This window comes from Haladaptatus paucihalophilus DX253, from assembly GCF_000376445.1.
Classification (GTDB): Archaea; Halobacteriota; Halobacteria; order Halobacteriales; family Haladaptataceae; genus Haladaptatus; species Haladaptatus paucihalophilus.
In genome coordinates, this window is the sequence record NZ_AQXI01000001.1 from 831,978 (window position 1) to 856,618 (window position 24,641).

Below are 24,641 nucleotides of genomic sequence, written 5' to 3' on the forward strand. Positions count from 1 at the left end.
GGCGTCGGGCGCGTGCCATGGCAGCGGTGAACGTCATCGAAGTGCTCGGAATCTCGGCGGTGTCGTGGGAGGACGCGGCCAAAGAAGCGTTTGAGAACGCGGCTACTCCACTTTAAACCCGCCCGCGACCAGCATGGGAACCACCAGCGTCGCTTCGGCCTCGACCTGCACGTAGTTTTTCGCCTCCTGTTTGATTTTACCCCACGAGACGGCCTCGTGCGGCGGGGCACCGGAGAGCGACCCGTCGCCCTCCATGCCGGTCGAGACGTAGACGGCGTAGTCCGCGCCGCCGCGGAAGAGGTTGGTCATGATGGCGTGGTGCTTGGGGACGCCGCCGCCGAGGACGATGAGGCCCGTCTTGTCCGCGAGCAGTCCCTGCTCGATGAGGCTGTCGTAGTCGTCCACGATTTCGATGCCGATGTCCGAGTCGTATCCCTGTCGGTAGTAGTAGAGGAAGTTGCCGACCTCCGCGTCGGTCAGGGCGGGACAGAAGATGGGGATGTCGTTGTCCGCGGCGTTCGAGAGGATGGAATCCTCGTCGTCCAGCGTCTCGCCGAGTTCGCGGGAGAACTCCATCGGCGTGCGGATTTTCTCCTCGGCGAAGAAGTCCTCGAAGAAGTCGTTGAGGTAGGACTCCAACCAGACGTAGCGGTCGGAGGGGACGAAGATGTTGCCGAGGCGGTTGATGCCCTGCTCGCGCATCTCGGCCTCGTCCACGTCCCACTCGCCCATCTTGAACGGCTTTTCGGTCTTGATGACATCCTCCGTTATCGACCCGGAGGTGGTTATCATCACGTCCACGAGGTCCTCGCGGGCGAGGTAGGCGAGCGTCTCCCGAAGCCCCGAAGAAACGATGTTCGAGGTGAAGGTGAGGTATATCTCCGCGCCCTCCTCGCGCATCGCGCGAATCAGTTCGATCGCCTCGGAGAGGTGGGTCGCCTGAAACCCGGTCGTCTCGTACGACGACAGCATGTCGAAGAAGTCGAAATCGCCCCTGAAATCGTAGCCCGCAACGTCCTCGGAATCGAGTTCCTCCTCGCTTCCGGGGACGACGTGTTCGTGACTTTCGTCGCTCATGGTTCGTTTTCATCACCGCGCGAAAATGAGTGTTCAGATTTGGCGACGGCGTGTCGGCGGACAAGTAGAAGATGCTAGTGTCGGCTTACGTCTGTTCGGCGCGCGAGAAACGCGCGAGGGACGAGGACGCGGTGAGAGCCACTGCGTGGCTCTCATGCTCGCGGTTTAGCCGCGAGCAAGCGACCGAGGTGGCTGGGGAGGGTGAGGTGCGGTTTCATTGCCGGTCGGTCGTTGCTCACGAAGCAGCTTTCTACGAGAGTACAGGAAGTTCTCTACGAGATGCCAACCAGACCTCCACGGGATTCTCGAAACAATCTAAAGCGACTCTCGCTCCTGTCCACATCGATTCCCGAATCCCGGTGTCGTGCAAAACCATCCAAAAAGCAAGCAGTCGATGTCGCCCGTCTCTCTGACTCCCGAACTTACAGTTTCACGGCCATCATCACTTCGTCCACGTACTCGCCGTCTATCTTGTAGTGGTTCTTCCGCACGGCCTCGGTTTCCCAGCCGTGGGCTTCGAGGAAGTCGATGGCGTTCTGGTTGGTCGAGGGCGCGCTCTGGTACACTTTTTCGTAGCCGTTCGCGCCCGCCCACTCCAGTCCGCGTTCGAGGAGGTGGCTGCCGATGCCGTGGCCCTGATACTCGTCCAGCACGCCGACGGTCAACTCGGCGGTGTGGCTGAGTTTATCGAGTTCGGGCGCGTTGAGGTGGACCCACCCGACCACTTCGTCGTTGACGGTTGCGACGAAGAACATCCGGGATTCGAGGTCGTTGTGCCGGAGTAAGGCCTCCTGATGGTCGATTTCGTCGGCGACCGTTTCCGCGACGATGTACGACCCCTCCTGGGCGACCTGTCGAATCGCGCCGATGATGCCGGAGAGGTCCTCCTGCCGCGCGGGGCGGATGATGAACTCCACGTCGTCCACGTCGAACTCCTCTTCCGCGCCGGTTTCCAGCGCGACGGAGAGTATGTCCTCGTCCTCCGAGAGGTAGCCATCCCGACGAAGGATGGCGACGTGATGACGGAACCCGCTCGGGTCGATGCGGAGCGAGTCCTGCACCTCGTTCGCGTTCGCCCGTCCGTGGCGTTCGACGTACTCGTAAATTCGTCGGCGGTCCTCGTGGCCGAACTCCAGTTTCTCGGAGAACTCCATGAGGACTGTTACCATCTATCTATACTTATTTTTAACGATGGATTTGACGCCGTACTGGGAAGTCCCGGCGACCGTGAGAACCGCCGCTCGATTCTTGTAGCATGGCGTCGTGGTGACGCTGGGGGGAAGCATGGATTACAGCGATTTCATCGGACAGGTACAGCATCGACTCCAGTTGGGTAAACAGGGACAGGCGGTGCGAGCGATTCGGGCCACGCTGACGACGCTCGGCGAGCGATTGCAGGAAGGCGAAGCCAAAGACCTCGCGGGGCCGCTCCCGATGGAGATAGACTGGTATCTCCTGCAGGCGGAGTCCGGCCAGCGGTTCCACTTCGACGAGTTCGTCGACCGCGTCGCCGAGCGCGAGACCATCGACCGACAGAAATCGCTCTTTCACGCGCAGGGCGTGATGTCGCTCGTCGAAGAGGTCGTTCCCGAAGGCGAATTCGAACAGATTCGCGGGCAACTGCCCGCGGAGTACGACCCGCTCTTCGAACTCGTCGGAAACGAAAACGCGTTCGACTAACGCCGGGCGCGCCGCGTTTCCGGGTCGGGAACGCGCGTCAGCAACTGCACCGTGTCGCGGAGGTCGTGAGTCTGTATCACCAGTTCCGCGACCTCGCGCACCGTGAACTCCGTTTCTATCTCGCGACCGTAACAGCGTGCGTACAGCGCCAGCCAGTCGTTGAGCGCCCGTTCCATCCGTTCCATCTCGTCCGCGTCGAACCGCGCGAACTCGCCGGTCCGACCGTCGATGTACACGGAAACGACGTCACCGACGCCCTCCCGGAGGTACGACACCGACCGCTCCTCGTCCGGGAAGGTATCCGGCGCGTCGAACGATTCGCGCTCGTTCCGCGCCCGTTCCGCGAGGGACGCGATTCGGACGCGGTACTCGCTCATTCGCTCGTTATCCCTCTCGGAACTCGACGCCCTTGCCGCCGCGCGGGTGTTCCCATTCTGTATCGGCGACGAGCGCACACGTCCCGCACTCGACGCAGGGTTGCGTGTCGAGGCTGACGATCTTTTCCTCGTTGCCGTTCTCCCGGACCGTCTCCTCGCGGTAACAGCCGCCGCCGAAGTCCTTCGCGCTGACCGGACAGGCCGACACCGCCGCACCACTGGCCTCGTAAGAGTTGTCGCGCAGTCTGATGTGCGGGTTGCCCACGTCGGTGTCGTAGGTCAGGTCGCCGATGCGGTCGGCGAGGCTCTTAGGTTCGACCTCGTTTTCGTCCGTGATTTCGGTTCCCAACTCCTCCGCGATGACCGTCGGCAGCGTGACGTACGGCGTCCGCGTGTCGGGAATCATCGAGGAGAGATACGGCGAACTGTACAGGCGTTCGAGTTGCCCCGACATCACGCCGGAACTGAGCACCGCGCGGCCGAGCGACGAGGAGAGCACGCCGTCCACGAGTTCGCTCACCCGGTCGTTCTCGGCGACGCCGCGCGTCGCCCGGTACTGGGTCGGACGGAGCTTGCCCATCACGCCCTCGTCTTCGAGTTTCTTCTCGTAGAGACGTCCGGCCTTCTCGGGGTTGCCGCGCATCCGCGATTCAGCGAAGGCCTCGGCGGCGAGCGCCCCGGCGGTCACGGCGTGGTTCATGCCCTTGATGATGGGGCCTTGCGCCTGCATCTGCCCGCCAGCGTCGCCGACGAGGACGAGTCGCCCGCGGTGCGGTGCCGGATGTGCTACCTTCTTCGAATCGGGAACGAGTTTCGCGGAGTACTCCACTTCGTCGTACTGGCCGTTCAACCACTGGGCGAGCAGCGGGTGCGTGAGCAGGTTGTCGAGCAGTTGGTGCGGTTCCGCCTCCTCCGCGACGAGGCTGTCGAGGTGGAAGACGGACCCGATGGAGAGCGTCTCCTCGTTCGTGTAGAGGAAGCCGCCTCCCCGAACGCCGTCAAACAGGTCGCCCGAGAAGAGATGTGCCGCGCCCGTGTTCGGACCGACGTCGAACCGCTCGTCGATGACGTCCTCGGGCATGTCGATGACGGCCTTGACGCCTTGGAACCACTCGTCCGGTTCGTCCCAGTTCATCAGTCCCGCTTGCCGGGCGAGTTCGCTGTTCACGCCGTCCGCCGCGACGATGAAGTCGGCTTTGATGGGGTCGAGTTCGTCGCACGTGACGCCGACGATTTTGCCCCGCTCGCGGAGCAGGCCGTTCACCCGGACGCCGGTCAGCAATCCGCCGCCCGTCTCGTGGGTCATCTCGTGAACTCGGTCGGCCAGCCACGAGTCCATCTCGCGCCGGAGAACCGCGTCACACCACTCCGTGTCGTGGTCGTGGAGTCGGGTGATGTCGAACGATTTCACCTTGTCGCCCGCCACGTTGTGGATGTGGTAGTCCGTAATCGGCCGTTCCGCCGCCTCCTCGCGGAAGTCGGGGAACAGCGAGTCGATGGTGTAGGGGGCCGACTCCTCGGCGTAGATGAGGCCGCCCGAGACGTTCTTCGACCCGGCCTCGACACCGCGTTCGAGGACGAGCGTTTCGATTCCGTTGCGTGCGAGCGTCGCGGCGGCGGCGGCCCCGCCGGGACCGGCACCGACCACGACGGCTTCGTAATGTTCGTATTCCTCACTCATCGTTCAGTCATCGTCCTCCGCTACGACCGCATCCAGTTCGCCCGCCTCTATCGCGTCCGTCAGGCGGGGAAGCACGTCGAACAGGTCGCCCTCGATGAAGAAGTCGCTGAAGTCCCGGATGTCCGACTCCCGGTCGGTGTTGATGGCGACAATGGTTTCCGACTCGTCCATCCCCACCTTGTGCTGAATCGCGCCGCTGATACCCGCCGCGATGTAGAGCGGCGGCTGGACTATCTGTCCCGTCTCGCCGATTTGGCGCTCCTCGGTGACGTACCGTTCGACGTGTCCCTCGACGTTGTAGGAGGCCGTCACGATGCCGCGGGACAGCCCGAGGTCCGCGTCGTCGAAAGCGTCCACGAGGTCCACCGCGAGTTCGATACCCTTCGTCGGGTCGTCGCCGATGCCGCGACCGATGGCGACGATGACCTCTCGTCCGGTCAAATCGACGCCGGTGTCCAGCGTGTCCCACTCGGTGACCGCCACGCGGAACCAGTCGTCCGGGAGGTCGATGTCGTGTGCGATGACCTCGCCTTCCCGGTCCCCGTCGGGTGCCATCGCGTCGAAGCTGCCCGGAATCACCGAACAGCCCTGCGGGTGGAACTCCCGGTCCGGGTTGTCGATACAGAGGATAGTCGAGTACTCGAAGCCGGAGAAGTCCGGGCGTTGCATGTGGAGAATGCGCTCGAACTCCACCTTCTCGCCGGGTTCGCCGGTCTTCACCGGGTTCGAGATGAGTTCGTCCGTGATGGTCAGGCCGGAACAGTCGCTCGCCAGCCCGGAGTCGAGTTCGCCCTGTACCTGCGCCGAGAGGTCGCGCCCGTTGTTCGTCGCCGGGAAGAGGAAGTATCGCGGCTTGTCGTAGTCCTTCCAGTCGGCCTTCGTTCGCGCCATGTCCGCCACGATTTCGGTGTACGGCTTGTGGCGGAACCGTGCTAATCGTTCGTCGTCGTGATAGACCGCCACGTCCGCGCCGAGGGTGATACACTCCTCTGCGAGTTCTTCCATGTCGTCGCCGACGAGGACTGCGACGACCCGTTCTTCGTCACCGTAGTCCTCGGCGTAGCCGTCCATCAGCTCGCGCGCTTTGCCGAGCATCTCCTTGGACACGTCGAGAAGTTCGCCGCCCTGCGTCTCGCAGTACACCCACATGTCCTGGTAGACGCCGTTTTCGAGCGCCCGGACGTGTTTCTTGTCGAGAGTCGCCTCCCCTTCGTCCGGGTCTTGAACGTCTTCTTCCGTCGCCTCGTACTCACCCTCGGTTTCTGCGTCGTCCGCGTCGCCCGTACCATCGCCCTCGTCCGCATCGACCGTATCCTCGCCGCCGTCGGTCGCTTCCCGCACCTCGTTGATTCGCGCCTGAATCGCTTCTTTGGCCGTCTTGCGGTCCTTTCCTTCCTCCTCGGCCGTGAGGAGGTCGGACAGCGCGCCGGGGTCTTCGATGGTGCGTACGTCGTCTTCTATCTCCTCGACGGTTCGGTCGCCGGGGTCGGTGTCGGTCATTATCAGTCACCCGCCGCGAATGGTCGCATCGTTTCGAGCACGTCCGCCATCGCCTCCTCGTCGTCCAACGTCGCCATCGTCGCTTCGCGCTCGGCCGGTGCCTTCGGAATCGGGTCCACCGAGGTCTCGATGGTCGGCGACGTGTCCAGCCCCGATGTAGTCGGGGTCGAGATTCAGGTCCTCGTGGTCCCACGTCGTGAGGTGCTCCTCGTACTCCTCGGCGCGATCCGCCGTCTCGGCTTTCAGCTGTTTTCGCCGGAGGCGGTGTCTGGCCGTCCGATAGCTCGCCTCGTACTCGGGGTCGGTGACGATGAACGCCGGGAGCGGGGATTCGACCGTCTCGATTTCGTCCACGTCGCCCTCGACGAGTCGCTTGGCGCGGACGCGTCCCTCGTCCTCGTCCACCTCCAACGCGATGACGTGCGTGATGATGGGATAGTCGAGACACCACGCCGTCTGGGGACCGGTCTGGCCCGTCTCCCCATCCGCCGTCTTGAAGCCCGCGAACACGAGGTCGGGGTCGCCGATCTTCTCGATTCCCGCCGAGAGCGTGATCGCCGTCGCCCACGTGTCGGCGGCGGCCATCGCACGGTCGGAAAGCAGGTAGAGGTCGTCGGCGTACACCTCCATCGCCTCGCCCAGCACGTTGCCGTAACCGGGCGGTCCCATGCTCATCGCGCTCACGTGCCCGCCGTGTTTCACCTTCGTCTGGAGGGCGGCGTTCAGTGCGAACCGGTCGTTCGGGTTCATCACCGTCGGGGTTTTCCCACGTTCGAGGTGGCCGTCCTCGTCGAACGACACCTGCCCCTCGCGGAAGTCCGGGACGCCCTTGGTCAACACGACCGAGTGCATCGGTACCTCCTACCGTGAGTGTATTTAGTATGCATACGTCAATCATTACCAATTGCGCCAGTCGTTATTATACTGTCGGAGAGTCAACAAAAATCTGACATACGGCCGCGGGACAATCGTCTGTTGATGGCTCGTGCTCAGCGGAAACGACGGCGAAAAGGTATCAGCACTCAGGCTTGTGGGGCCGGGCCGTCGGACCCGCTTCGGTCCCGATGCGTCGTCTCGACCGCTTCCGAAGCGTCCTCGTCGGTATTCTCGGATTTCGCCCTCTCCTCGTCGGTCGATTTTCGCGTGTCGGCTCGCACCATCGTCATCTCGCCGCGGGCGCGCATGGTCCCGTCGGCGGTCGCGTTCTCGTGGAATTCGAGGTCGGTACACGAGACGTCGCCGAGCACCTCCGCACCGTCTTCGAGGACGACGGTCCCGCTGCGGGTCGTCACGTCGCCGTGAATCCGCGTTCGCTCGCCGACCACGATGTCGCCGCGCGCTCGAAGGCTCCCGAAGACCTCGTTGCCCGCACCGACCGTAATCTCCTCCGCCCGGATGTTGCCGTGAAGGCGACAGTCGTCGCCGACCGTCGCGGGCGTCGAGACGCGCCACGCGTCGTCGCTGACGTGGCCGCTTCGGGGAATCGTCACCGGTTCCGCCTCGCTCTCGTCCACCATCTCGTCGATGATGCCTTGGGCGGCTTCCTCCTCGCCGAGTCGGAGAAGCTGTGAGAGGTAGACGAAGAGGAAGACGACGGTCGGCATCGGGTTGCGGATGACGATCCACCCGTTGGCTTCGAAGCCTTCGTCGATCTGTACGTCGTCGCCGATGTCGAGGTCGCCGCTGACCATCAGTTGCCCCGTGACGTGGACGCGCTCGCCCAAATAGGCGTCCTGTCCGACGAGCACGTCGCCATTCACGTCGCACCAGAGGTCGAGGCGGCAGTCCGATTCGGCCTCGATGTGTCCGCCGAAAGTCGCCCGTTCGCCCGCGATGACGTTGTTCCCGTGAACGCCGAACGCGCCGCTCGTCTGTGCACCGACGATGATGTCCCCGTCGGTCACGAGGTCGTGTTCTTCGACGGTCGTCCCGTCGGGAATCGAGAGTTCATCCAGTGGGTCGGAACGGAGCGGCACACATCCTACCAGCAAGTCGCTCGTAATAAAACCTCCCGAGACCGTCAGACGTTCGTCTGCCACGTTTCAGCCATCGGTCGAAAATCGGCCGCGTGACCGCGACCGCCACCTTGACCGCGAACCCGCTAGTTCCGGAGCCGAACCGCGCCCTTCCGGAAGACGAGATGGTTCGGGATGATGAACTCCTCGCCGTCGTTCTCGATGTGCGTGACGAACATATCCACCTCCTGGACGATTCCTTGATTGCCCGCGACGCGAATCTCGTCCCCGATGCCGTACGGTTGGTTGAGCAGGAGGTAGATGCCCGCCGCCGAGGAGCGGAGCAAGTCCCAGAACGCGACCGCGCCGAAGACGATGGCGGCGAGGTCGTACGCGCCGAACAGCACCAGCAACGTGAGCACCGCGATACCGATTTGGCTCAGCGCGATGAGCGACGCGATGTAGACGATGCTGTATTTGACGATTCGGGGGATGACGTTGACTTCCGGGAGCTTGACGCTCCGGAGGCGTTCGCTCACCAGCAGTTCCGCCTTGTCCGCGACGACGAACCCGACGATGAACACGAGCGCCGCGACGAACAACTGCGGTGTAAAGAGGATGATCTGCCAGAACAGTTGCGTGCTCAGCGGCAGTTCGGCCGTGTTGAGCGCGAGGAGAATCGTGACGCCGTAGATGAACCACGAGGTGAGACGCGCGATGAGCGAGACCGTCGTGGTTCCGAGGCTTCGGGCGGTGCGTTCGAACGGCGTTCCCTCGACGACCTCGGGGAGGCCGGCGGCCTTGAGGATGCGCATGTTCAACCGGCCGAGCAGATATCCCGCGATGCCGCCCGCGATGAGGATGAGGAGTGCGAGGACGATGCGGTACTCCTGTTGGAGGAGTACCTGCCAGTCCGCCGCCATCTAGTACGCCTCCGGGTCGAGTTCGAGGATGATTTCACCGCCCTTGAACGCCCTGACGAGTCCATCACTCTCCGAGAGGACGATGGCCGTCGCGTTCGTATCGCGGGTGATGGCACCGCCGGCCATGTGCCGTGCGCCGAGACCTTTCGGGATGTCCACGCCCTCCGCGGACGGTTCGAGGTAGCGGTACGCCGAGACTATCTTCCCCGAGTCGGAGATGACGAACGCGCCATCGAGGCGAGAGAACTCCTTCAGCATGACGTTCACGATGGGGTCGCCGACGTGGACGTGACTCTTCTCGAAGGGGTTGTACGACAGCGGACGGGACTTGTTCATCACCTTGCCCGCGTCGCCGACGACGAACAGCGCGCCGACGGGTTTGCCCTTCTGTCCCTTCTTTCCGAGTTCGATGGCGACTTCGAACACGTCGCGGATGACGCCGGGGTCGGCCCGCGAATTGGCGAACAGGTCGTAGATTCCCGAGTGAACGTCCTCGTCGGCCCTGACGCGGGTGACGGTATCGATCCCGTCGCCGAACATGTTCGCGATGCACGTCAGTTCGTCACCGTCCTCCGCGAGTCCGTGGTCTATCGCCCCTTCGATGCCGAATCGGATGCGGTCTTTGACGCTCTCGAACTCCAGCGGGAGTTCCACGAAGTTGTCCGCGCCGACGTTGTTGTCCGGCGCGACGACCACCACGTCGGTGTCGTTCAAGTCCGCGAACCGTTCGTAGTACGACCCGCTCGGGGAGAAGAGAAACACTGCGTCGACACCACCGACGAGGTCCTCCAGAAGTTCGCTCAGGGTAGCCATTACAGAAGGGCACTCAATCACCGAAGAAAAGGTTTGTGGGGGTATATGTCACCAGAAATCTCTTTTTGCGGACCTGTCTCTCATCGTTGAATGGAGATGTTAGTCCGATTTTGACCCAATCCGTGTTCGAACACTTACATACCCATGTCGGATGCGCGGTCGGGAACCGGCAAGTCGTTCGGTCGGACGCCGAGCAGTTCCGCCGCGTGGTCGAGCGCCATGTCGAATCCGTAGTACCGTTCGAGTTCCGGACTGTCCGCCGTCTCCCGGACTTTCAGCATTCCGTACCCTTCGCGGTTCTGGGCGACGGCCGCGGTTCGTCCCTTCCGGTCGAATTCGAGGACGCGTTCGTGATCTGTTTCGAAGTATCGTGCCGTGATGTCGTCCGAAGCGGTCATGAACGGCGCTTCGGAGGGGGTACAGTCGAAGCTATCGGTTCCAACCCGAAAACCACGTGAGTCCCGCCGCCCCACACCCGCACATGACTCGCTGGCACCAGAGCGGCACCCGTCGGGACATGTGTATCCTCCTCGCCGAGGCCGGGGAACTCCGCGGCCAGAAGCTGAAGACCCGGCTCGAATCGCACTACGACAAACAGCTCGACCCCAAGCGTTACTACGCCACCCTCGACAGACTCGTCGAGAGCGGCCACGTCGAAAAGCGCGTCGAGGGGCTGTACGACGTGTTCTCGCTGACGGACGTCGGAGAAGCGAGACTCCGCGAGCAGTTCGAGTGGATGCGCGAGAAAGTCGAGGAGTGACGGGCGGTAGGGGGAACGGACGGGAGTCGAACGGAGTGGAATCGGTAGCGGACGTACCCATGGGCGCAAAACGTTCGAACGTCGTCTCCGTACCCGAACACCGCTTCCGAAAAAACGACGACTTGAGCCCCGTTCAGGGCCGATGCGGTCCCGTCCGCCGCGGAACGAACGGCTCGCGCGGTTCGACCGAAATACTACTGACGGGCAGTTCCTGCTCGTCGAGAACGGCGTGAATCGAGCCGAGAAGCTCCTTGTCCACGTCGTCGGCGTCGATGCCGCGGAACCGGAGGCCGACCTGTTTGATGGCGATACGCTTTTCCGAAGAAGGTTCGTTGTCGGACATGCTTCGATAGGTGTCGAAGCACACGAGGTCAGTGCTCTACCACTGGCCTTTCGGCGAATACCTCGTCTGCTTCGTCCGACATATCAAACGATGGTGAGTTAATTCTATTGGTTCGGTGTGCTCGGAAATCCGAGAAGCGCGCCGTCGAACCGCCGTCCCGTCTCGAATCGGACGGCCGTCGTGTCCGAGCGTTTCCGCGCCACACTGAAAACGATTCGCGCGCCACACCGCGGACCGTTTCCGCGCCACGCGGCGACCGAACTTCGCACCGCGGCCCGTAACGTTAACCCGGAATCCGACCGAACGCTCGACCATGATCACCGCAGACCGGATGGCCGCCGTGGACGAGAACGCCGAACACCTCGGGGTGCCCCGCAAGCAGTTGATGGAGTCGAGCGGGAACGCCATCGCCCGCCGCGTCCGCGAGATGGTGTCGCCGGGCGCGCGGGTCTGTATCGTCGCCGGACGGGGAAATAACGGCGGCGACGCCTTCGTCGCCGCGCGATTTCTCGACGAGTACGACGTGTCCGTCCTCCTGCTCGGGCGGGCCGAAACAATCGGAACCGACATCGCGCGGGAGAACTGGGACGCGCTCCGCCGGGCCGAGTACGACGCGACGGAAGTGAAAGACTCCGGCGCGTTCGAACTGCCCGACTGTGACCTCGTTATCGACGCCATGCTCGGAACCGGCGTGACGGGGGCGCTCCGGGAACCCGCCGCGACCGTCGCCCGGGCCATCAACGACGCCGACGCCGCCGTCCTCGCCGTGGACGTTCCCTCGGGCGTGAACGCCGATTCCGGCGAGGCCGAGGGCGTGGCCGTCGAAGCCGATGCGGTCGTCACGTTCCACGACATGAAACCCGGCCTCGCCGACCACGACGGCGACGTGACCGTGGCCGACATCGGCATCCCCGCCGCCGCGGAGCGGTTCGTCGGGCCGGGCGACCTGCGGAGCGTTCGCGGGGACGTCGGGGGGCGCGTGTTCGTCATCGGCGGCGGACCGTTCACCGGCGCACCGGCGCTCGCGGCCCAATCGGCGTTGCGGGCGGGCGCGGACCTCTCGTTTGTCGCCGCGCCGAACACCGTCGCGGGGGAGATTCAGGGCTACGCGGAGGACCTCATCGTCCAACCCTACGACGGCGACCGCCTGACGCCCGAGCAGGTCGATGGCTTGGTCGAGACGGCCGAATCGTACGACGACACGGTTATCATCGGCCCCGGACTCGGCAACGCCGACGAGACCATCGACGCGGCGACGGACTTCCTCGAATCCTTCGAGGGTCGGGCGGTCGTGGACGCCGACGCGCTCCCCGCGATTCCCGGCCTCGACACGGACGCGACGCTGGTCTGTACGCCGAACCGGAAGGAACTGGCCGAGATGGACGGCCCGGACGCGGACGACTTGCGCGAGGTGACGGACGAAATCGAAACCCTCGCGGACGACATCGGGCACGTCGTGCTGGCGAAGGGCGCGACGGACGTGATTTCGGACGGCGACCGAACGCGCGTCGTTCGAACGGGCAACACGGGCATGAAAGTGGGCGGCACGGGCGACCTGCTCGCCGGAATCGTCGCGGGGCTGTTCGGCACGACGGATGCCTTCGACGCCGCGTGCGTCGGGTCGTTCGTCAATGGGCGGGCGGGCGACCTGCTCTACGACGAGCGATACGAGGGTCTGCTCGCGTCCGACATGCTCGAAACGATTCCGGCCGCGATGTGGGGTGAGGACGATGCGTGAAAACGAGACGACCGACGAGGAACTGACGACGGACGAGGAATTGACCCACACGGACGACTCCGGCGAGGTGCAGATGGTGAACGTCGGCGGGAAACCCGACACGGCCCGTCGAGCGGTTGCGCGCGGCGAGATTCACCTTCAGCAATCGACCGTCGATGCGATTCGGGCGAACGACCTGAAGAAGGGCGACGTGCTGGCGACGGCCCGAATTGGCGCGGTACAGGCGGTGAAACACACGTGGGAGACGATTCCGATGTGCCACCAGATACCCATCACGAACGTCGATACCGACTTCGACGTGCGCGACGACCGCGTGGTCCTATCCGTGGCCGTCGAGACGACGGGAAAGACCGGATGCGAGATGGAGGCCCTGGAGGGCGTCACGACGGGGCTGAACGTCGTCTGGGACATGGTGAAGGCGGTCGAGAAGGACGACGACGGCGGGTATCCCGACACCGCGATTCGTGACGTCCGGGTGGTCGAAAAGGAAAAGCGACCGACGTGATTCGGCAAGGGTCTTTGCCGCTCGTTCACTACGGGTGACTGATGGCCCCCCGTTCCGACGCGTCGGAGAACCGGGAACGCATGACCCCGGAGGAAGCGTTTTCGATACTCGGGAACGAGTTGCGAGTGGAAATCCTTCGAGAGCTAGCCACGGAGGCACGCACCGAGGAGACGGTCGCCGGCGGTCCCGGCCTGACGTTTTCACAGCTCTACGAGCGCGTCGATGCGACGAACTCGTCGCGGTTCTCGTATCACTTGCAGAAACTCACCGACACGTTCGTCCGCGAAACCGAAACCGGATACAAGCTGACGTACGCGGGTGACAAAATCGTGCGAACGATTCTCGCCGGGACGTACCACGAACGCCCCGAGTTCGAGCCGATCGAACTCGACGGGCTGTGTCCCAGTTGTCACGAGACGACGCTCCGCGCGACGTACGAGGATGAGATGCTGGTGGTTCGGTGCGCGCAGTGTGAACTCCGGTTGTTGTCGTTCCTGCTCTCCCCGGCGCAGACCAAGAATCGTACCCCGACGGGGATAATGGACAGCGCCGACCGGTACGTCCGCGACGAGTACTCGATGGTGCTCGACGGGGTTTGCTCGGAGTGCCTCGGTCGGATGACGAATACAATCCGGCCGGGACAGGAACCCGTCGGCGGAATCTATCTCAGCGTCCACTCGTGCGAGCAGTGTGGGTACCGGGTAACCGCCCCGGTCGAACTGTGTCTCGTCTATCATCCGGCGGTCGTCGCGTTCTACTGGGAGCACGGGACGGACATCCGGGACGAATCCCTCTGGAAGCTGTTCGAGTACATACACTCCGACCGATGGCGGACGGAGTGCCTCTCGTCCGACCCGTACGAATTCAGGGTGACGATGACCGTCGGCGACGACGAACTCCGCGTCGAGGTGGACGAAACGCTGTCGGTGACGTCCGTCCGCGCGGTCGAGACGCGAATTATAAACGACGAAACATCGTGACAACCCGCGAGCAAAAGATTCGTTGAGCCATCGCCGGTTCGTTCCGTTCGAGCGAATCGGAAGTTCCACGACGGATAAAGGTAGCACAAAGAATTTTTAGTTGGATTGTTGTTAGAGGGACGACAAATCGGAACAGGTATCCCCGTCCGAGCACCGTTCCGTCGGTAACGCGATGACTGCTATCCAAACGGAATCACTGACGAAGCGGTTCGGCGATGTAGTCGCCGTCTCAGCGCTCGATTTGACCGTCGAGGAGGGCGAGATATTCGGCTTCCTCGGCCCGAACGGGTGCGGGAAATCGACGACCATCAACATGGTTCTGGATTACGTCCGACCGACGGACGGCCGTGCGACCGTGCTGGGGTACGACGCCCAGCGGGAACCGAAGGCGATTCACGAACGCATCGGTATCCTTCCCGACGCGTTCGACCTCTACGGTCGGCTCTCCGGTCGCAAACACGTCCAGTTCGCCATCGACTCCAAGGGCACGAACGAGGACGTGGACGACATCCTCGAACGCGTCGGTCTCTCGGCGGGTGATGCGGCCCGTCCCGCCGGCGATTACTCGAAGGGAATGCGCCAGCGCCTCGCGCTCGGTATGGCGCTGGTCGGTGACCCCGAGTTGCTGATTCTCGACGAACCCTCGTCGGGTCTGGACCCGCACGGCGTCCGCGAGATGCGCCAAATCATCCAGCGGGAGGCCGACCGCGGTACGGCCGTGTTCTTCTCCAGCCACATCCTCAGTCAGGTCGAGGCGGTCTGTGACCGCGTGGCCATCATGGACGAGGGCGAACTCGTCACCGTCGATACCATCGACGGCCTCCGGGATGCGGTCGGTTCGGGTGCAACCATGGAACTGACCGTGAGCGCGACGCCGAGCGTCTCGTTCGACGACATCAACGGCGTGACGAACGCGACGATAGACGGGACCGTCGTCACGGTCACGTACACCGATTCGAGGGCGAAGGCGAAGGTGATAAACCGCGTCGAGGCGGCGGGCGTCACCGTCGCCGACGTCACGATGGAGGAATCCTCGCTCGAAGACCTCTTCGAGGTCTACACGAACCACGCCGACGAGTCGCACGTCGATGCGGAGGTGTCGTCGTGAGCGTCCTCGTCGTCGCGCGCAAGGATTTCGAAGACGCGGTTCGCTCCAAGACGCTGTGGGCGATAACGGCGCTCTTCGTCCTGTTCACCAGCGGAACGGTGTACGCGCTCGACCAGGTGATGGAGTTGAACAACACGTCGGCGCTCCAGATGCTCACCCTCCCGGCGGGGCTGATAATCCCCATCACGGCGCTCGTGGCCGCGTACCTCGCCATCGCTGGCGAGCGCGAGTCGGGGAGCATCAAACTCCTGCTCGGCCTGCCACACACCCGACTGGAGGTCCTGCTCGGGAAACTCCTCGGACGAACCGCCGTCGTCACCGTCGCCATCGGCGAGGCGTTCGTCGTCACAGCGGGCGTCCTCGCCGCGTTATACGGCACCGTCTCACTGGCGGACTACCTCTCGTTGCTCCTCCTGACCGCGCTGTTCGGCGCTGTGTTCGTCAGTATCGCCGTCGGAATCTCCGCGGCGACCGCGACCCGGGCGCGAGCGATGGCCGCCGCCGTCGGGGTGTTCGTCACGTTCCAAATTCTCTGGGATTACGTTCCGATGGGAATCTACTACCTCGTCGAAGGAGCGATACCGGGTGGAGGACCGCTTCCGGCGTGGTACTTCTTGGTTCTGACGCTGAATCCGAAGAATGCCTACACGTCGGCGTCGGGGCTCTTTTTCCCGAAGGCGCAAGCGACGTCGTTCGCGGCGCGCGTCATCGGCGACCCGCCCTTCTACCTCGACGCGTGGTTCGGGCTGGTCGTTCTGGCGCTCTGGTTCGTCCTGCCCGCGGCGCTCGGCTACCTCCGATTCCAGCACGTCGACCTCGGGTGACGGGACTCACACGGTCGCCGAATCCGGGTCCTCGGCGGGGGAAACGTACTCCATCCCCCAGTCGCGCATGGCGAGGATGACGGGTTCCAGCGATTCGCCGGTCGCGGTCAGCGAGTACTCGACGCGGACCGGTTTGTCGTTCACGATTTCGCGGTTCACGAGCCGCTTTTCCCCCAAATCGTCCAAGCTGTCGGACAACACCTTGCTCGAAATTCCGTCCACCTCCTCTTTGAGTGCGTTGAAGCCGAGGGGACCGTTCACCAGCAGTCGATGAACGATGACGGGGTGCCACTTCTTCCCGACGAGGGTCGCCGTCGCGGTGATCGGACACCACTCCTCACCGGCACACCACATCGTCAATCGTTCCGGTTCGTCGCTCATACGGCGAGGTAGGAAGTCGGTCGCTAAAAAGTTACGTTACGAAATCGACTTACCGAAGGTAACCGTATGGTCGGGCTTTCACGGGGAAAACGCGATTTCGTGCGCACCACGGCGAGAGTCCTGCACGCAACGGTTTCGGATGGAGAATGTACGTATAATCGAAAGGTTCTCGTTCGACCGTCGCCTATCGAACAGTGGAGAATCATGGTACTGGGTAACACTTATCACTGACCGGTTGCTACCGGGTATTGGAGAGAAAGTCGATAACGACAGACAACCGAATCGCATGACCACGAGCACGCACGAAGCAGACGATTCCCGACGGGACCGGGACGACGACCGATACGCCGAACTCGAAGTGCAGGACGACGCAGTCCTCATTTACGACCAGAAGAATCACACGGCATGGATTTGCTCGAACGGCGCGGTATCGTTATATTCGATGCTTTAGGCCGACGGCGCGGCGGTCAGGTCGCTCGCTTTCGACCGTGACTGCTGAACGATGGACGGACGGGCCTCGAACTCCACGACCACTTCGTCGTCGGTGTACGTCACGTCCTCCACACGAGCATGGTCGTGAACCCACGAAACGACGCTCATCGTTTCGTCGGTCATCGGCATGACCAACCGTTCGAACTCCCACGCGGGCAGTTCGATGTCGATCCGCCGTTTCAGTTCCTCGATGTTCACCCCTTCCTTGCCGCTGATAGCCACCGGACTCGGCGCGAGTGCCGACAGCGCCCGCCGCTTCTCTTCGAGTTCCTCGTCGCTCACGGCGTCTATCTTGTTCAACACGGTGACGATGGGTGCCTGATTGCGCTCGTACAGCGTGTCGTGGCAGGTGACGAGTTTTTCCCGGATGTCGTCCATCGGCTCGCTCACGTCCACGACCAGCAACACGAGGTCGGCGTAGTACACCGCGTCCAACGTCGATTTGAACGACTCCACCAACCAATGCGGCAGGTCGCTGATGAACCCGACCGTATCCGTCACCAACACGTCACGCCGCTCGATGTCGGCCTTCCGGGTCGTGGTGCCGAGCGTCGTGAACAGGCGGTCTTCGGCCTCCGCCGTGGGGTCCAAGTCGGGGTGTAACTCGTCGTTCTCGCCGATTTCCAACTCCGCCGCGAGTCGCTGGAGGAGCGTGGATTTCCCCGCATTCGTGTATCCGGCGAGCGCCACGAGGTCGAATCCCGACTCGCGGCGTTTCTGTCTGCGGTCGGCCTCCTTGTCGGCGATGACGTCGAGTTCGTCCTTGATACGGCTTATCTGGTCCTTGATGTCCTGTTCGTGGCTCTCGTCGTACTCTCCGAGCCCCATGAACCCCGGCCGCTCGTCGCGTTTTGCGAGGCTCGTCTTCGCCTCGACGCGCGGCAACTCGTAGCGGAGTTCGGCCAACTCGACCTGCAACTGCGCCTTGCGCGTCTGGGCGCGCTGCCCGAAGATTTCGAGGATGAGCCGGAATCGGTCGATGACCCGCGTGCCGTCCGGCAGTCGCTGGCCGAGGTTGTACGTCTGATACGGCCCGAGTTGGTTGTCGAAGATGACCACCCCGGCGCCCCGTTCCGTGACGGTGGCCGCGAGTTCCGCGACTTTCCCTTCGCCGAACTGGTACGCGGCGTCTTCCTCTCTGGATTGCGTGACTTCCGCGGCGACGTCGTAGCCCGCGGCGCGAGCCAACTCGGCCAGTTCGTCGATGGAAGCTGTTCCGTCGTCTACCCGTTTTGCAAGTATCGCTTTCATAGGAGTAGTTTGCGGGCGGCGTACGCGGCGTGGTGTGCGGCCTGCACGGTTTCACGTTCGGCTATGCTCTCGACGTACTTAAAATCAGGTTCGAGATACTGTTCGACCATCCACTCCGGTTCCTCGTAGAATTCGCCCCGTTCGGCGACGATGGGTTCCGCCGACGGGTCAGAAACCGCCTCGGCGACGACCCCCGTCGTCGCGGAAAGCGTCGGTTCGTGGTAGCTGACCGCGAACCCCATCCCTTGGACGCTGTGAAGGCGCGTCGTGCCGACTGTCGCGTGGACCGCGGCGGCGACCATCAGGTATTCGCCGTCCTCCTCGTGGCGACCGCTGATGTCGATACCCACCACGTCAGCCGTGCCGACTCTTCACCTTGATTCGTGCCGCGTTTCCGTGCACGTGCGCCCGTAGGACACCGAGGTTCTTGAATCTCCCGCTGGATGCGTCGGTCGAAACGACGGCGGGAACCGCCACCGACCTCGTGAAAGTGACGGCAGTTATTTCTCCCCGCGAACGCCAGTTGGAGACATGCGAGATGCGTATCTGGTCGGCGCGGCCCAGACGGATTTCGGGTCGTTCCCCGACGAAAGCTATCGGTCGCTGTTTCGCACCGCCTTCGAGGCGGCCTGCGACAGCGTTCCGGCGGGCATCGACCCGGACGACGTGGACGAGGCGGTCGTCGGCACGCTCGGCGTCGGCGGGCGACAACTCGGCCTGTCCGGGCCAGCCGTGACCGAACACGTCGGACTCGACGGAATCCCGTGTACCCGCGTCGAGAACGCCTGTGCGGCGAGCGGCTACGCCGTCCGGCAGGCCGTGCAGGCCGTCAAGAGCGGCATGGCGGACGTCGTTCTCGCGGGCGGCGTCGAAATCATGACCGACACGTCGAGCGACGCGACGAAGTACTGGCTCGGCGTCTCCGGGGAAACCGAGTGGGAGCGACTCTCGGGAACCACGTTCGCGGGGGTCTACGCCCAGATGGCCGACGCGCACATGGAGAAGTACGGCACGACGGCCGAACACCTCTCCCGCGTCGCGGTCAAGAACCACGCCAACGGCGCGAAAAACCCGCACGCCCACCTCGGCTTCGAGTGCTCCCTGGAGGATGCGATGAACGCCCAAGTCGTCGCGGACCCGCTGACGCTCTATCACTGCTGTCCGACGACCGACGGCGCGGCGTGCGCCATCGTCGCCAGCGAGGACGTGGTGGACGAGTACACTGACGACCCCATCCGAATCGCGGGCGTCGGCGCGGCCAGCGACCGCGTGGGACTCTTCCAGCGCGACACCTACACCTCCGTTCCGGCGTCCCGCGAGGCCGCCCAGTCCGCCTACGAGATGGCAGGCGTCACGCCCGAGGACATCGACTTCGCCGAGGTGCACGACTGTTTCGCCATCGCGGAACTGCTCGCCTACGAGGACCTCGGCTTCTGTGAACCCGGCGAAGCGGGCGAGTTCGTCGCCTCCGGCGCGACCGAACTCGGCGGCGAGCGCCCCGTCAACACGTCCGGCGGACTCAAATCGAAGGGCCACCCCATCGGCGCGACCGGGGCCGGACAGATGGTCGAGGCGTACAAACAGCTCTCCCGGACGGCGGGCGACCGGCAGGTCGAGGGCGCGACGCGCGGCCTGACCCACAACGTCGGCGGGAGTGGCGGTGCCGCGGTCGTCCACGTGCTCGAAAAGGAATCGGAGGTGGAGGCATGACGGGAGACGAAGGGGTACCGGAGATCGCCGCTGTCGGTGCCTACGCCCCGCGATTCCGAATCTCGGCCGACGAGTTCGCCGAGGCGTGGGGGCAGTTCCACGCCGCCGGAGTGAACGAGAAAGCCGTCCCGGACGCCGACGAGGACGCCCTGACGATGGCCTACGAGGCCGCGACGCGCGCGCTCGACGCCGCCGGGAACCCGGACGTTTCCTTCCTCGCGTTCGCTTCTACCACCCCGCCGATGGCCGAGGAGGACGTGACCGCCCGACTCGGCGGGATGCTCGACGTACCGTCTGACGCGACGCGACACGTGTTCACGGGAAGCACCCGCGCCGGAACGCGGGCGTTCGTCGCCGGACTCGCGGCGGGACCGTGGGACGACGGCGTTGGAGTGGTCGTCGCCGCGGATGCCCCCCGCGGCGAACCGGATTCCGCGGAAGACCACGCGGCGGGTGCGGGCGCGGCGGCCTTCGTCCTCGCCGCCGACGGCCCCGTCAGCATCCGCGAACGGGCCGAGTACGCCGCCGAATTCCCCGGCACGCGCTTCCGGGCCACCGGCGACGAGAACGTCGAGGGATTGGGCGTCACGAGTTACGACAGGGAGGCGTTCTCCGAGACGCTCGCCGGGGCGGTCGGGCGATTGGACGCGGACGTCGGGGACGTGGACGCCGCGGCGGTACAGGCCCCGAACGGCAAACTCCCCTACCGGGCCGCGGGCGCGCTCGGCGTCGGTATCGACGAGGTTCGGGCGGGGGCGCTCGTCCACGAACTCGGCGACACCGGCGCGGCGAGCGTCCCGTTGAGCCTCGCCAAATCCCTCGCGGACGGCCGCGAACGTATCCTCGCCGCCTCGTTCGGCAGCGGTGCTGGCGCGGACGCGCTCGTACTCGAAACGACGGCCGACGTTCCCGTCGCGGCGGCGCTCGCCGGCGACGAACCGGTTTCCTACGCGGAATATCTCCGACTGCGCGGCGACCTCACCTCCGGTCCGCCGAGCGGCGGCGGGGCCTACGTCAGCGTGCCGTCGTGGCGGCGTACGCTCGACCAACGACACCGACTGCTCGCCGGGAAGTGCCCCGACTGCGGCGCGCTGAACTTCCCGCCGGAGGGCGCGTGCAACGGCTGTCACTCCTTGGTCGAGTACGAGACGGTGACACTCACCGGCGAAGGGACGGTGGAAGCCGTGACGACCATCTCGCAGGGCGGTGCGCCGCCGGAGTTCGCGGAACAGCAGGCCAAGTCGGGCGACTTCGACGTGGCGGTCGTCGCCCTCTCGGGACCGGACGGCGGCGAAGCGAGCGTCCCGGCGCAGGTGACGGGGACCGCCCCCGGAAGCCTCGAAGTCGGCGACGCCGTGGAGACGACGATGCGCCGCATCTACACGCAGGAAGGCGTGACGAGGTACGGATTCAAAATTCGTCCACCAGACGGATTGTGAGCGGGAAAGCACAGCGCTACTCACGGTGGGTAGAAATCTCGGCGATAGATTTTAAATGAAATACAGAAACGGACAGTCGAACGCGAACCAATCGGTTCGACAGATTGATAACGAAGCTGCCACGTCTGGCGAAATTGGGAACGGTGTTCGAGCGGTAGGGAGACTCACATCTCCGATATGCGGCGTCGAAAGAAATGCTGTCTCGTGTACCCCTACCCGAGACAATTAACCGATTTCACGGGTACGATAAAAGCTTTCTGTAAATAGTCGGCGTTGGGATACGTTCGTTCGAGGCGAACGATGGTGGACTGAGCGTCGTCGTGGTCGGGGAGTCCCGAACCGAGGGCGGAGAAAAACGCTTTTCGTGGGTCCGCACGCGTTTTTGTACGATGAAGGTAGGCGTACTCGGAGCGGGGACGATGGGTCACGGAATCGCACAGGTGACGGCGATGGCGGGCCACGACGTGACGCTCCGCGACATCGAACAGGAGTTCGTGGAGAACGGCATCGAGAGCATCGAGGCGAACCTCCAAGGCGGCGTCGAGCGCGACAAGGTTTCGGAAGCCGAGAAGGACGCCGCGCTCGACCGGATTTCCGGCACGACCGACCTCGAAGCTGCCGTCGGCGACGCCGATTTGGTGGTCGAAGCGGTGCCCGAGAAGATGGAGATCAAGCGCGAGACGTTCGAGGACGTTGAGGCGTTCGCGTCCGACGACGCCATCATCGCGTCGAACACCTCCTCGCTCTCGCTGACCGAAATCGCCAGCGCGTTGGACGACCCGACGCGGGCCATCGGACTGCACTTTTTCAACCCGGTGCACATCATGAAGCTGGTCGAAATCGTGATTCCCGAACAGGCCGACCGCGAGACGGTCGATTTCGCCGCGGAGTTCGTGGAGGGCATCGACAAGGTGGGCGTCGAAGTCAACGACTCGCCCGGGTTCGCCTCCTCGCGTCTGGGCGTCGCGCTCGGCGTCGAGGCCATTCGCATGGTTCAGGAGGGCGTGGCGAGTCCGCGCGACATCGACACGGCGATGGAACTCGGCTACAACCACCCGATGGGTCCCATCGAACTCGGCGACGTGGTTGGACTCGACGTCCGCCTCGGAATCCTCGAACACCTCCGCGAGGAACTGGGCGAGCGGTTCCGCCCGCCACAGATTCTCCGGCAAAAGGTGCGCGCCGGGAAGCTCGGCAAGAAGACCGGCGAGGGATTCTACGTGTGGGAGGACGGCGAAATCGTGGGGGTCTCCGGCGAAAGCCGGACGGCTCGTCAGTCGGGGTCTGAGGGCGTTTCGGGCGAAATGGAGGACGAGAACCGATGACCGACGACGAAACGCCCGGAAGCCCCGAACAGGTCGCACACGAGTGCGAGACGGTCGATTTCGACGTCGAGGAGCACGTCGGGATGGTCACGCTGAACCGCCCCGACGCCCGCAACGCGCTGAATGCGCAACTGCGCGCCGAACTGAAGGACGTGCTCGATGCCGTCGAGGCGTCCTCGGACGTCCGCGTCGTCGTGCTCACGGGCGCACCGGAGGCGAAGGCGTTCGTCGCCGGGGCTGACGTAACGGAACTCCGGGAGCGGGATGCACACGAGCAGCGCGAAGCGAGCAAGCGACCGCGCGTCTACGAGTACGTGGACGACCTCGAAAAGCCGGTCATCGCGGCCATCAACGGTCACGCGCTCGGCGGCGGATGCGAACTCGCGCAGGGCTGTGACGTGCGCATCGCACACGAACGCGCGAAACTCGGCCAGCCCGAGATCAACCTCGGAATCATGCCCGGCGGCGGCGGCACGCAACGACTCGCGCGGTTGGTCGGCGAGGGGCAGGCCATGCGGTTGATTCTCTCCGGGGAAATCATCGACGCGGAGGAGGCATACGACATCGGGCTCGTGGACGAAGTGTGCGCCGACGACGAGTTCGAGGACCGCGTGTACGAACTCGCGGGACGGATGGCCGACAAAAGCCCGACGGCGCTCGAACTGGCGAAGAAGGCGGTCAAAGCGAGCAGTCGGATGGACTTGGAGGCGGGCATCGAGTACGAGGCCGAACTGTTCGCCCTGCTGTTCGCCTCCGAGGACAAAAACGAGGGTATCGACGCCTTCCTCGAAGACCGCGACCCCGAGTGGCAAGAGCGGTAGTTACGGCCCGCCGATGAGCGTCGCTCGCTCGCGGTAGGTTTCGAACACGTCTTTCGCCCACGCCATCGCGTCGGAGGTGTCGTTCGTGAGGAGACCGCGGAGTTCACCCCGGTCGTCGTAGACGACGAGGCTGACGCCATCCCGTTCCCCTTCGGTGACGATGAGACCGAACGGAAGCGTCGTGTCTAGCTCCCAAATCGAGACGTGGTTCGACGCCAGTGCTTCGTTCAACCGCTCGCCGTAATCGGTGATGAGATATTCGACGACCGGACGTTCGAGCACCAGTTCGGCGGCCATCCCTTCACCGACGGTATGCGGTCGTGAAACAGTTCGACGTACTGTGGAAGTGCGACGGGTGAGATACCCAACACCCGGTCGGCATCGGAAACCATCTCCTCGAAATATCGGAGAGGATGGTTCGGTGCGTGTCGTTCGGCGAAAATCGTCGTGGCGCCTTCGACGAGTTCGATGGACACCCTCGAATCGTTCGGGAGAACCGAGAGCAGTTCTCGGGTTCGATTGACGTCCTCGGCGACGCTTCGAAACGCGCCGTACTCGGATTCGAGCATCCGCCCCGCGAGGGTCAACGCGAGACCCTCGTCGGTTCGTTCGACGAGTTCGTACTCGTGGAGTTCCCGAACCGCTTTGTAAACCGTTGAGCGGGACACGTCGAGTTCGTCCCTGAGATGTCGTTTCGGTATCGGCCCCGACGCGAGAGCGGTGAGAAATCCGGCACGCTTGACGACTGTCGAAAGCAACGCGTCCGGACGCTCACCAGAATCGTTCATACTCATCCATCGATTCTTCTCCTCCCTTAAAAATATGATTTTAAAAAACAGTAACAATTATAAACATCGGTTAGTTTTCGAGACGGGTTTTCGACTTCGAACCTCGTTTGATTAATTAAAGTAATAATCACATAGTATAATTATTCGATCGTTCGGACTCGGTTCGGACA

General features: G+C 63.8%; 28 protein-coding genes and 1 pseudogene. 13 read left to right on the forward strand and 16 right to left on the reverse strand.

Annotated features, from left to right (window positions below; all coding sequences use genetic code 11):
- Positions 1–17: 17 nt before the first annotated feature.
- Entirely contained in the window at positions 18–116 is a 99-nt protein-coding gene (locus B208_RS25020) for a dodecin domain-containing protein (protein ID WP_018128728.1), read from the forward strand.
- Here the strand turns inward: B208_RS25020 and B208_RS0104725 are convergent.
- The gene (locus tag B208_RS0104725) at positions 103–1,077 is read right to left on the reverse strand and encodes a deoxyhypusine synthase (RefSeq protein WP_007980492.1); all 975 of its coding nucleotides are present in this window, start codon (positions 1,075–1,077) and stop codon (positions 103–105) included. The two genes, B208_RS25020 and B208_RS0104725, sit on opposite strands and share 14 nt — an antisense overlap.
- Positions 1,078–1,499: 422 nt before the next feature.
- Positions 1,500–2,231, reverse strand: coding sequence for a GNAT family N-acetyltransferase (locus tag B208_RS0104730; protein ID WP_007980494.1), 732 nt, complete (start codon positions 2,229–2,231; stop codon positions 1,500–1,502).
- 130 nt (positions 2,232–2,361) lie between these two features.
- Here B208_RS0104730 and B208_RS0104735 point away from each other — a divergent pair, with 130 nt between their 5' ends.
- Entirely contained in the window at positions 2,362–2,757 is a 396-nt protein-coding gene (locus tag B208_RS0104735) for a DUF2267 domain-containing protein (RefSeq protein WP_007977282.1), read from the forward strand.
- Here the strand turns inward: B208_RS0104735 and B208_RS0104740 are convergent.
- The 8 genes and pseudogenes from B208_RS0104740 to B208_RS0104775 all read right to left on the reverse strand — a co-directional run bounded on the left by B208_RS0104740 (position 2,754) and on the right by B208_RS0104775 (position 10,404).
- A complete protein-coding gene (locus B208_RS0104740) occupies positions 2,754–3,134 on the reverse strand; it encodes a hypothetical protein (protein WP_018128730.1) in 381 nt (126 codons plus the stop codon). The genes B208_RS0104735 and B208_RS0104740 overlap by 4 nt on opposite strands.
- A gap of 7 nt (positions 3,135–3,141) precedes the next feature.
- The gene (locus B208_RS0104745) at positions 3,142–4,815 is read right to left on the reverse strand and encodes an FAD-dependent monooxygenase (RefSeq protein WP_007977286.1); all 1,674 of its coding nucleotides are present in this window, start codon (positions 4,813–4,815) and stop codon (positions 3,142–3,144) included.
- Between the two features lie 3 nt (positions 4,816–4,818).
- Positions 4,819–6,315: an electron transfer flavoprotein subunit alpha/FixB family protein gene (locus tag B208_RS0104750; RefSeq protein ID WP_018128731.1), complete on the reverse strand. Its 1,497-nt coding sequence runs from the start codon at positions 6,313–6,315 to the stop codon at positions 4,819–4,821.
- A 2-nt stretch (positions 6,316–6,317) separates the two neighbouring features.
- A pseudogene (locus B208_RS0104755) lies at positions 6,318–7,167 on the reverse strand (electron transfer flavoprotein subunit beta/FixA family protein).
- A 170-nt stretch (positions 7,168–7,337) separates the two neighbouring features.
- Complete coding sequence (locus B208_RS0104760) at positions 7,338–8,291, reverse strand: polymer-forming cytoskeletal protein (protein ID WP_018128732.1); 954 nt, start codon at positions 8,289–8,291, stop codon at positions 7,338–7,340.
- A 125-nt stretch (positions 8,292–8,416) separates the two neighbouring features.
- Positions 8,417–9,193 carry a mechanosensitive ion channel family protein gene (locus tag B208_RS0104765; RefSeq protein ID WP_018128733.1) on the reverse strand — a complete coding sequence of 259 codons (777 nt, stop codon included), beginning with the start codon at positions 9,191–9,193 and terminating at the stop codon, positions 8,417–8,419.
- The gene (dacZ, locus tag B208_RS0104770; RefSeq protein WP_007977298.1) at positions 9,194–10,006 is read right to left on the reverse strand and encodes a diadenylate cyclase DacZ; all 813 of its coding nucleotides are present in this window, start codon (positions 10,004–10,006) and stop codon (positions 9,194–9,196) included.
- Between the two features lie 134 nt (positions 10,007–10,140).
- The gene (locus tag B208_RS0104775) at positions 10,141–10,404 is read right to left on the reverse strand and encodes a DUF7111 family protein (RefSeq protein ID WP_007977300.1); all 264 of its coding nucleotides are present in this window, start codon (positions 10,402–10,404) and stop codon (positions 10,141–10,143) included.
- Positions 10,405–10,487: 83 nt separating this feature from the next.
- Between B208_RS0104775 and B208_RS0104780 the strand changes: the two genes are divergently transcribed.
- Positions 10,488–10,766 (forward strand): helix-turn-helix transcriptional regulator, encoded by a 279-nt coding sequence (locus B208_RS0104780; RefSeq protein WP_018128734.1) that lies wholly within the window; start codon positions 10,488–10,490, stop codon positions 10,764–10,766.
- A 133-nt stretch (positions 10,767–10,899) separates the two neighbouring features.
- On the opposite strand, the gene B208_RS0104785 is transcribed toward B208_RS0104780, so the two are convergent.
- Complete coding sequence (locus tag B208_RS0104785) at positions 10,900–11,109, reverse strand: hypothetical protein (protein WP_007977303.1); 210 nt, start codon at positions 11,107–11,109, stop codon at positions 10,900–10,902.
- A 313-nt stretch (positions 11,110–11,422) separates the two neighbouring features.
- Here B208_RS0104785 and B208_RS0104795 point away from each other — a divergent pair, with 313 nt between their 5' ends.
- From B208_RS0104795 to B208_RS0104815, 5 genes are all read left to right on the forward strand, one after another.
- Positions 11,423–12,847, forward strand: a complete 1,425-nt coding sequence (locus B208_RS0104795) for a bifunctional ADP-dependent NAD(P)H-hydrate dehydratase/NAD(P)H-hydrate epimerase (RefSeq protein WP_007977307.1) — start codon at positions 11,423–11,425, stop codon at positions 12,845–12,847.
- Positions 12,840–13,352, forward strand: a complete 513-nt coding sequence (moaC, locus tag B208_RS0104800; protein WP_007977309.1) for a cyclic pyranopterin monophosphate synthase MoaC — start codon at positions 12,840–12,842, stop codon at positions 13,350–13,352. The genes B208_RS0104795 and moaC overlap by 8 nt, the downstream gene beginning before the upstream one ends.
- Before the next feature lie 41 nt (positions 13,353–13,393).
- Positions 13,394–14,332, forward strand: coding sequence for a winged helix-turn-helix domain-containing protein (locus B208_RS0104805; RefSeq protein ID WP_007977311.1), 939 nt, complete (start codon positions 13,394–13,396; stop codon positions 14,330–14,332).
- Between the two features lie 172 nt (positions 14,333–14,504).
- The gene (locus tag B208_RS0104810; protein ID WP_007977312.1) at positions 14,505–15,440 is read left to right on the forward strand and encodes an ABC transporter ATP-binding protein; all 936 of its coding nucleotides are present in this window, start codon (positions 14,505–14,507) and stop codon (positions 15,438–15,440) included.
- Positions 15,437–16,264: an ABC transporter permease subunit gene (locus B208_RS0104815; RefSeq protein WP_018128735.1), complete on the forward strand. Its 828-nt coding sequence runs from the start codon at positions 15,437–15,439 to the stop codon at positions 16,262–16,264. The genes B208_RS0104810 and B208_RS0104815 overlap by 4 nt, the downstream gene beginning before the upstream one ends.
- Before the next feature lie 6 nt (positions 16,265–16,270).
- Here B208_RS0104815 and B208_RS0104820 read toward each other — a convergent pair whose 3' ends face one another.
- Positions 16,271–16,645 carry a winged helix-turn-helix transcriptional regulator gene (locus tag B208_RS0104820; RefSeq protein ID WP_007977316.1) on the reverse strand — a complete coding sequence of 125 codons (375 nt, stop codon included), beginning with the start codon at positions 16,643–16,645 and terminating at the stop codon, positions 16,271–16,273.
- Positions 16,646–16,931: 286 nt separating this feature from the next.
- On the opposite strand from B208_RS0104820, the gene B208_RS24200 reads away from it, so the two are divergent.
- Positions 16,932–17,096, forward strand: coding sequence for a DUF7331 family protein (locus tag B208_RS24200; RefSeq protein ID WP_007977317.1), 165 nt, complete (start codon positions 16,932–16,934; stop codon positions 17,094–17,096).
- Here B208_RS24200 and hflX read toward each other — a convergent pair.
- Together hflX and B208_RS0104835 are read right to left on the reverse strand one after the other, a co-directional pair.
- Positions 17,093–18,388: a GTPase HflX gene (gene hflX / locus B208_RS0104830; RefSeq protein ID WP_007977319.1), complete on the reverse strand. Its 1,296-nt coding sequence runs from the start codon at positions 18,386–18,388 to the stop codon at positions 17,093–17,095. The genes B208_RS24200 and hflX overlap by 4 nt on opposite strands.
- Positions 18,385–18,732 carry a DUF2209 family protein gene (locus B208_RS0104835; protein ID WP_026177736.1) on the reverse strand — a complete coding sequence of 116 codons (348 nt, stop codon included), beginning with the start codon at positions 18,730–18,732 and terminating at the stop codon, positions 18,385–18,387. Before B208_RS0104835 ends, hflX begins: the two co-directional genes overlap by 4 nt.
- A 187-nt stretch (positions 18,733–18,919) precedes the next feature.
- Between B208_RS0104835 and B208_RS0104845 the strand changes: the two genes are divergently transcribed.
- The 4 genes from B208_RS0104845 (at position 18,920) to B208_RS0104860 (ending at position 23,683) form a co-directional block, all read left to right on the forward strand.
- Complete coding sequence (locus tag B208_RS0104845) at positions 18,920–20,098, forward strand: thiolase domain-containing protein (protein ID WP_007977325.1); 1,179 nt, start codon at positions 18,920–18,922, stop codon at positions 20,096–20,098.
- A complete protein-coding gene (locus B208_RS0104850) occupies positions 20,095–21,537 on the forward strand; it encodes a zinc ribbon domain-containing protein (RefSeq protein WP_018128736.1) in 1,443 nt (480 codons plus the stop codon). Before B208_RS0104845 ends, B208_RS0104850 begins: the two co-directional genes overlap by 4 nt.
- Before the next feature lie 389 nt (positions 21,538–21,926).
- Positions 21,927–22,862 (forward strand): 3-hydroxyacyl-CoA dehydrogenase family protein, encoded by a 936-nt coding sequence (locus tag B208_RS22930; RefSeq protein WP_198292363.1) that lies wholly within the window; start codon positions 21,927–21,929, stop codon positions 22,860–22,862.
- On the forward strand, positions 22,859–23,683 hold the full coding sequence (locus B208_RS0104860; RefSeq protein WP_007977332.1) for an enoyl-CoA hydratase/isomerase family protein: 825 nt from the start codon (positions 22,859–22,861) through the stop codon (positions 23,681–23,683). Before B208_RS22930 ends, B208_RS0104860 begins: the two co-directional genes overlap by 4 nt.
- Here B208_RS0104860 and B208_RS22935 read toward each other — a convergent pair whose 3' ends face one another.
- Both B208_RS22935 and B208_RS0104865 read right to left on the reverse strand, forming a co-directional pair.
- Positions 23,684–23,980 (reverse strand): transcriptional regulator FilR1 domain-containing protein, encoded by a 297-nt coding sequence (locus B208_RS22935; protein ID WP_049805630.1) that lies wholly within the window; start codon positions 23,978–23,980, stop codon positions 23,684–23,686. It lies immediately after the preceding gene.
- Positions 23,911–24,471: a helix-turn-helix transcriptional regulator gene (locus tag B208_RS0104865; RefSeq protein WP_049805631.1), complete on the reverse strand. Its 561-nt coding sequence runs from the start codon at positions 24,469–24,471 to the stop codon at positions 23,911–23,913. Before B208_RS0104865 ends, B208_RS22935 begins: the two co-directional genes overlap by 70 nt.
- Positions 24,472–24,641: the final 170 nt, after the last annotated feature.

Excerpts from the sequence above, each read along its gene's own strand:
- B208_RS25020 (WP_018128728.1), top strand. The coding sequence starts at position 18 with ATGGCAGCGGTGAACGTCATCGAAGTGCTCGGAATCTCGGCGGTGTCG.
- B208_RS0104725 (WP_007980492.1), bottom strand. The coding sequence starts at position 1,077 with ATGAGCGACGAAAGTCACGAACACGTCGTCCCCGGAAGCGAGGAGGAA.
- B208_RS0104730 (WP_007980494.1), bottom strand. The coding sequence starts at position 2,231 with ATGGAGTTCTCCGAGAAACTGGAGTTCGGCCACGAGGACCGCCGACGA.
- B208_RS0104735 (WP_007977282.1), top strand. The coding sequence starts at position 2,362 with ATGGATTACAGCGATTTCATCGGACAGGTACAGCATCGACTCCAGTTG.
- B208_RS0104740 (WP_018128730.1), bottom strand. The coding sequence starts at position 3,134 with ATGAGCGAGTACCGCGTCCGAATCGCGTCCCTCGCGGAACGGGCGCGG.
- B208_RS0104745 (WP_007977286.1), bottom strand. The coding sequence starts at position 4,815 with ATGAGTGAGGAATACGAACATTACGAAGCCGTCGTGGTCGGTGCCGGT.
- B208_RS0104750 (WP_018128731.1), bottom strand. The coding sequence starts at position 6,315 with ATGACCGACACCGACCCCGGCGACCGAACCGTCGAGGAGATAGAAGAC.
- B208_RS0104765 (WP_018128733.1), bottom strand. The coding sequence starts at position 9,193 with ATGGCGGCGGACTGGCAGGTACTCCTCCAACAGGAGTACCGCATCGTC.
- dacZ (WP_007977298.1), bottom strand. The coding sequence starts at position 10,006 with ATGGCTACCCTGAGCGAACTTCTGGAGGACCTCGTCGGTGGTGTCGAC.
- B208_RS0104775 (WP_007977300.1), bottom strand. The coding sequence starts at position 10,404 with ATGACCGCTTCGGACGACATCACGGCACGATACTTCGAAACAGATCAC.
- B208_RS0104780 (WP_018128734.1), top strand. The coding sequence starts at position 10,488 with ATGACTCGCTGGCACCAGAGCGGCACCCGTCGGGACATGTGTATCCTC.
- B208_RS0104785 (WP_007977303.1), bottom strand. The coding sequence starts at position 11,109 with ATGTCCGACAACGAACCTTCTTCGGAAAAGCGTATCGCCATCAAACAG.
- B208_RS0104795 (WP_007977307.1), top strand. The coding sequence starts at position 11,423 with ATGATCACCGCAGACCGGATGGCCGCCGTGGACGAGAACGCCGAACAC.
- moaC (WP_007977309.1), top strand. The coding sequence starts at position 12,840 with ATGCGTGAAAACGAGACGACCGACGAGGAACTGACGACGGACGAGGAA.
- B208_RS0104805 (WP_007977311.1), top strand. The coding sequence starts at position 13,394 with ATGGCCCCCCGTTCCGACGCGTCGGAGAACCGGGAACGCATGACCCCG.
- B208_RS0104810 (WP_007977312.1), top strand. The coding sequence starts at position 14,505 with ATGACTGCTATCCAAACGGAATCACTGACGAAGCGGTTCGGCGATGTA.
- B208_RS0104820 (WP_007977316.1), bottom strand. The coding sequence starts at position 16,645 with ATGAGCGACGAACCGGAACGATTGACGATGTGGTGTGCCGGTGAGGAG.
- B208_RS24200 (WP_007977317.1), top strand. The coding sequence starts at position 16,932 with ATGACCACGAGCACGCACGAAGCAGACGATTCCCGACGGGACCGGGAC.
- hflX (WP_007977319.1), bottom strand. The coding sequence starts at position 18,388 with ATGAAAGCGATACTTGCAAAACGGGTAGACGACGGAACAGCTTCCATC.
- B208_RS0104845 (WP_007977325.1), top strand. The coding sequence starts at position 18,920 with ATGCGAGATGCGTATCTGGTCGGCGCGGCCCAGACGGATTTCGGGTCG.
- B208_RS0104850 (WP_018128736.1), top strand. The coding sequence starts at position 20,095 with ATGACGGGAGACGAAGGGGTACCGGAGATCGCCGCTGTCGGTGCCTAC.
- B208_RS22930 (WP_198292363.1), top strand. The coding sequence starts at position 21,927 with ATGAAGGTAGGCGTACTCGGAGCGGGGACGATGGGTCACGGAATCGCA.
- B208_RS0104860 (WP_007977332.1), top strand. The coding sequence starts at position 22,859 with ATGACCGACGACGAAACGCCCGGAAGCCCCGAACAGGTCGCACACGAG.
- B208_RS22935 (WP_049805630.1), bottom strand. The coding sequence starts at position 23,980 with ATGGCCGCCGAACTGGTGCTCGAACGTCCGGTCGTCGAATATCTCATC.
- B208_RS0104865 (WP_049805631.1), bottom strand. The coding sequence starts at position 24,471 with ATGAACGATTCTGGTGAGCGTCCGGACGCGTTGCTTTCGACAGTCGTC.